This is a genomic window from Coprobacter sp., from assembly GCF_982436375.1.
Genome location: NZ_CEWDCG010000180.1, coordinates 1 through 6,316 on the forward strand (window position 1 = coordinate 1; position 6,316 = coordinate 6,316).

Here is a 6,316-nt window from a genome sequence, read left to right on the forward strand (position 1 = left end):
AATTAATTATGACTACAGAAGAAAGAAAATCATTCGACGACTTTAAGCGTGAATTATTGGAAAACCCAACATTTGGACTTAATTTTTTTGGAAACATGGACAAGGTTGAACTTGATAACGTTGGTGATCTGATAACACGAAACAGGCTGATGAGCGAGGCAAAAAATAAGTTCATTTGTCAACATTTGGGAATCCGCTATCGGAAAGAGGATTTCGACGTATCAGAGAAAGATTTGGCCGAGGAATGGGCGAAAGACCTACCTGATAGAAGTTAAACATTAAAAGATAAAATTATATGGACAGATCATTAGCTATTGGAGGTGTTTTGTATGAAATTATTTCCCCATCTGTGAGAAATGTAAGCCTTGCACAGGAATATTTGAAAGAATTGCCGGAGGAGAATAATCTCAAGGAAATATTTTCACAATTGGACAAAGAAAGACTCTGCAAAATCCTTTCTTGCTTTATAAAAGGTGATTTATCTTTAGTTGACAAATTAAAAGAAGACAGCAAGGAAATTCTTGTAGATATCCTTTCTATTGAATACGAAGATATATTGAGAGATATTGCACAATTATCCAATATTACAGAACAGATATCAAAATTAGCAGCTATTTCAAAATGAAAATAACATCTGATTTGTCTGGCATTGACAAGTTTGTTCAAGACGTAAGGGATGAACTAAAACAAAAGATGATTGATATTGCCCATGAAGGCGTACAACAAGCGAAAGACAAGGGGGAATATAAAAATCATACTTACAACCTCCGCAGTGCTCCGGGTGCTGCGGTTGTTTTGGACGGTAAAATAGAAGATATGTATGTTCCAGCCGAAACAGGACATAACGAGGCAAAAGTAAAAACGGAAAATCTTTTGCTTTACGGTAATAGACCCCAAAACGGTATTATGTTGGCTGATGGCATGGAATATGCGTCTTTTGTAGAATCAAAGGGTTTTGATGTAATATCAAAACCGGCAATTTCCATTAAAAACAATGCTGAAAAAGAATTTTCAAAATAAAACAAAAGAGTATGGCGGGATTAAAAATAAATATTGACTTTGACTTGAATAAGTTCAACAGGCTGGTTAAAAGGGTGAATGAACTCAAAGAAACTCTCAACGAACTTGGCAGAAGCCATCCTAATTTCAATAAGTTGTTAACAGAGCTTGAAAATACAAGTAACGAAATGAAGCGGATGAAATCGGAGTTGTTGAGTATTAATACCGCTTTGGCACATATCGATTTATCCCAAAAAGTGGTAGAAGATTCCAAGAAAATCAGAAAATCTACGGATGAAATAGGTGATTCATTCAGAGAATATGCAGATTCTATAAATGGAATCAAAGCTCAAATGAAAGAGCTTACTCAAGAATTTAACAGGATGAGTGAAGCGGAAAAAAACGGTGCATCAGGTCAAGCAAACATAAATAAATGGGCCGAATTGAATGCCCAATTGAAAATCACATCCGAAGGGGTGCGTGCTTTATCAAAAGAGTATGCAAACAATGCAATAATAAGTCAAGCCCAAGAGGGCAGTTTAAAATCGCTCCGTGCACAATTGTCAAACTTGAGATATGAATATGACAATATATCTCGTGACCTTCGTAATGGAACAACAGGGGCCGAACTGGTTGCACAAATAAAAAAAGTGAATGACGAGCTTAATGTAGCGGAACAAGCAACCGGCCGGTATCAGCGAAATGTCGGAAACTACGCCTCTGCTTGGAATGGGTTAAATGTGCAAGTTCAACAAGTAGCTCGTGAACTTCCATCCCTTGCGTATGGCTTAAATACGTTCATATCGGCCATTGGTAACAACTTGCCCATGCTGGCAGATGAAATACAACGAGCCAGAAAAGAATACAAATCTCTTATCGCCGAAAATAAAAAGGCTACACCTGTATGGAAACAACTTATTTCATCTATTTTTAATTGGCAAACGGGATTAGTGGCGGGAATAACGGTTTTAGCCTTATACAACAAGGAAATAATAGAATGGACGAAATCGTTATTTAACGCAAAGAAAACATTGTCTGAAACGTACAAGACCACAGAAGAGTTTAATAAAAGTGTAAGTGTAACGTCTGGAAATGTCATTGCCACATTAGAGCAGTTATCTGCTGGCTGGAAAAAGTTAGGCGGAGATATCAAAGCACAAGAAAAGTATATCCTTGACTATAAAGATGATTTTGATCGTTTAGGTGCCGCCGTTAATTCTGTAGAAGAGGCGGAAAATATTTTAATCAAAGGCAAAGCTGCGTTTATTGAAAGCATTATTGCTAAAGCAAAGTCTACATCTATAATGAAACTTGCATCCGAAGAATATGTGAAGTATCTCCAAAAGATGAGGGAAGCGGAGGCCATGCCTGAAGGACGTACACGTTCCTATTGGAATTATGCTGGTGCTGCTAATGGAGGGTTCCAAAAAGTTACTTTTTTCGAAAAGAATAAAGAGAAAATAGCAACAGAAGAAGAAGCGAAAAAATACCTTGATTCTTTTAATGCGATGATAGACGATGTTATCGAAGCTGAAAAGGATGGAACCGAAAAACTAAAGAATGCAGGGATAGAACTCACAAACTCATTGGTAGAGGGTTCTGTCGGAGCAATAAAGGCCGCCATTACTCAAAAGCAACAGGAATTAGAAAAAGTAGTTGATCCTAAAGAATACCAACGTATAGAGGATGAAATTAAAGTGATGCAGGCAAAGTTAGAAGCTATAACCGGGAAATCGACGAAAAAAGAAAATGCTGTTTTCGATCAGAAAAACCGGTTATTAGAAATAATATCTAAAAATGCTCTTGAGCGGATTGAAAAAGAAATAGAATTAGAGAATCAAGCAGCACAGGAGCGCATAAATGCTATGGATGAAGGATTTAATAAGGAACAAGCTCAAAGGGAATTTAATAATAAAAAAGAGCTTCAAGCCTTACAAAGGCAAAAAGAAGAATATATCCGATCTTATATCCAGACACAAAAGGAAATATTTGAAGCGAAAGAAGATTTGAAAGCCAAACAAAATCCGAATTATAAAAAACAGTCTTTCGATTCTTCCTCTATATCTGTCGATACGTCTATGTTCGATGTTGTTGAAATGTTGACAATAAAAAGACAAAGTGCTGACTTAGCTAAATACTATAAAGATTTATTGTCCACATATCAGGACTATACAACGAAGCGGTTAGAGATCCAGAAAAAGTTTAACAAAGATAGAAATGCATTAGAGAAAGCCGGAGCCTCACAGGAGCGAATAAACGAATTAGAGTACCAACGAAAAGAAACCTTAGATGCCATTGATTTGGAATTTGCGCAGCGTGAGGATTCATTTCAAGCATGGATGAATCATATTGCTAATCTAAGTTTGGAAAAGTTGCGGGAAATGCTGATGCTTGCAAAAGAAGAATTGCAACGCCAGGAACTGATAAATCCTAATGATCCACAATTAGCGGTAATTCGTGCACAGGTTACTACATTAGAAAATTCAATCAGAAATAAACAAAATAATTCGTCACCTGGAAAAAGAACTGTCAAGGAATGGCAAGATTTGTATAGCACTCTTCAAAAAGTAGATCAAGAATTTACAGAAATAGGGGACACTGTAGGTGGTACGATCGGAGAAATAATCAAAGCAGCAGGAAACATTACTTCTTCAACCTTGCAAATGGTTGATAGTATTGTTACTCTGGCCAGTTGGTCTACAATTGCCACTAAAAGAGCCGCCGAGGGTGCTACGGCCGCAATAATCAAAGTAGAGCAAGCCTCTGTTATCCTTACAGCCATATCCGCTGCACTTAAAATTGCAACGTCAATTGTCGGGCTGTTTAAAAGAACGGATTATATGGCCGAGTTTCGGAAAGAAATGGCGAAATTGAACCATGAACTTGAAATAACCAAATTAAACGCTCGTATCGGTTCGGACGAGCACAATACCATATTTGGTAATGATTTATGGAAGAATGCCAAAAATAATATTGATGCGGCGAGGGAAGCTCTTCAAAAATATAACGAGACTCTCAATGATATTGCAAATAGAAAGGTGTATGAAAATATTTCGCAAAAAATAGCAAAAGCATTCGACATAGACCTAAGTCAAACTTTTGATTCATTGGAGGATTCCATAGCAAACATGCAGATACAGATTCGGCATTCTACATGGTTCAGGGATGCCAAATATCAATCTTTGAAAGATGCCGTGCCGGAATTATTTAACGAAGATGGTTCCGTAAATATGGAGGCTTTGGAAAAGTTTATAGGGTCGGATACCTTCAAGAAATTAAGCGAAGAGAATCAGAATTATTTGCAAAAAATGTCTGACGATTGGAAGGTTTATCAAGATGCTGTTGAGGAGGTAAAAGATTATTTATCTGATATATTTGGCGATCTGGGCAATACCATGATGGACACGATTGTTGAGGCATTTGCTAATGGGACCGATGCGGCCAAGTCGTTTGTTGATTCTGTTTCCGGTATGTTGGAAACGTTGGCTAAACAGATGGTGTATTCCGTCACTTTAGGCCCTTTGATGGAAAAAACACAAGAGGAAATGTTGAAAGTTATGCAAAATACGGGATTGTCGGATAAGCAAAAGTTTGATCAATGGACCGATATTTTAAATAGCCTTGTATCGGATGCTATAAGTCAACAGGAATTAGCCAATAAGTTATTAGAACAGTATCAGCAATTGGCAGCAGATAAAGGCTTTGACATATTTTCCCACAAATATTCGCAATCCTCAACATTCGGAACTTCACTCGCTGCAGATCAAGATTCTGTTAATGAATTGAATGGACGATTTACGGCCTTGCAGATGGTCGGAGAAGAAATAAAAGAGGAGTCTGTAAAACAGACTTCTGTTCTTGAAGTGATAGCTGGGGTCCTGGCTGGTGGAAATAAATCAATTGATAATCTTCCAGATATTTCAGCAGAAGGAAGGGCTATTGCAATAGAAGGCTATGAATCCCGTATAAATGTCGTTTTTCCGAAAAATGAATTTGCCAATATTGTCAATGGAATAAATGATGTAAAATCAATCATTGACGAAATGCGAACAAAGCAGGTCGAGAGTTCTATGGACATCCAAAGTGTAGCAGAAGCGACGACGACTATTGCTAAGAACAATATTAAAATTGCCGCAAATACGGAAGAAATAAAACAAAGTGCTAAACATGTGTTTGGATAAAATGGTATAAAGGCGAGGAATATTATTTTCGTACCTGTACGGACGGTAGAAATATGTCAAGGTTCCGGCAAGGGTAAAACAACACTAAGGTTACCCTAAGGAATATGTACATAAGTCCAATTCCAGGTTGACGCTCCAAATGTGGATTATGATCGCACGGGCTTAACACGGGCGATTTCAGGCACTTTCTTTTCGCAAGCAATACGAGTATAGAAAAGATGGCGTTATTGGATATTAGGGGAGAAAAACGGACAAATCCGGGCTTTATTTATTCATTCTGTCGATATTATCCATAAATTACCTATATTTGCAATAACGTTTTTCATGGTATTAGTGTTTAGGTTATTCATTGGTGTTTATAAAGCCGTTTTACTAAAATCCCGTTACTGTCTTGATCTGGTAACGGGGTTTGTTATTTTTATTCGGTGGCAAAACTCGGTATTCGGTACTCCCCTATAAGGGAGAGTACGTACCGAATACCGAATTTTTTGTTTGGTAATTGGTTCGGTAATTCGGTACGTACCGAACCGAGTTTATTCAGGTTCATACCCTTCATAATAGTACGACTGATTGATACCTTTGAATATCACTTCCCGGTCATTTACACGGTCTGTCAATGCCTGACGCAATAAGGTACGTAATTCCAGGTCGTTTATTGGGCTTCTTTCCATCGCTTGTAAATACAGAACCTTATCGACGCTCTGCCAATCAATAACAACGGAAAGACGTTTTTTTAGGATCATATCAAGCCAAATGCGGGTAGATCGTCCGTTACCTTCCATAAACGGGTGTGCAACGTTCATTTCAACGTATTTCGCTATAATTTCGTCAAATGTCGTTTCTGGCATGTTCTCTATCACTGGCAATATGGCATCAAGGTATAAACAGTTGGCAAAGCGGAAATTCCCCTTTGATATGTTAAGTTTACGTACTTTTCCGGCAAAGTCATACAAGCCGTCGAAAAGATACCGGTGTATGTCACATAAGCCCTTCACCGTCCCCACCTCGATACGGTCTATATCGCCGGTATCAAATAAAGCGTGAGCTTTTACAAGGCTTAATCTGTCTATTTCTTTCGTATTCATATTCATTCTACTTTGATGTTAATCTCATCAATCTTTACCTTTCAAATAATC

The 6,316-nt window shown here is 37.7% G+C and carries 5 protein-coding genes; 4 read left to right on the forward strand and 1 reads right to left on the reverse strand.

Annotated elements, in window-relative coordinates; all coding sequences use genetic code 11:
- The 4 genes from AC1WHX_RS09710 to AC1WHX_RS09725 all read left to right on the forward strand — a co-directional run.
- On the forward strand, window positions 1-275 hold a 275-nt coding region (locus tag AC1WHX_RS09710; protein ID WP_481229247.1), incomplete at its 5' end, for a hypothetical protein.
- A 20-nt stretch (window positions 276-295) separates the two neighbouring features.
- Window positions 296-625, forward strand: coding sequence for a hypothetical protein (locus tag AC1WHX_RS09715; RefSeq protein ID WP_217803994.1), 330 nt, complete (start codon window positions 296-298; stop codon window positions 623-625).
- Window positions 622-1,020, forward strand: coding sequence for a hypothetical protein (locus AC1WHX_RS09720; RefSeq protein ID WP_155162338.1), 399 nt, complete (start codon window positions 622-624; stop codon window positions 1,018-1,020). The genes AC1WHX_RS09715 and AC1WHX_RS09720 overlap by 4 nt, the downstream gene beginning before the upstream one ends.
- Window positions 1,021-1,031: 11 nt before the next feature.
- On the forward strand, window positions 1,032-5,180 hold the full coding sequence (locus AC1WHX_RS09725; protein WP_272065152.1) for a Smc domain-containing protein: 4,149 nt from the start codon (window positions 1,032-1,034) through the stop codon (window positions 5,178-5,180).
- Between the two features lie 533 nt (window positions 5,181-5,713).
- Here AC1WHX_RS09725 and fic read toward each other — a convergent pair.
- Complete coding sequence (fic, locus tag AC1WHX_RS09730) at window positions 5,714-6,265, reverse strand: protein adenylyltransferase Fic (protein WP_227226100.1); 552 nt, start codon at window positions 6,263-6,265, stop codon at window positions 5,714-5,716.
- Between the last annotated feature and the right edge of the window lie 51 nt (window positions 6,266-6,316).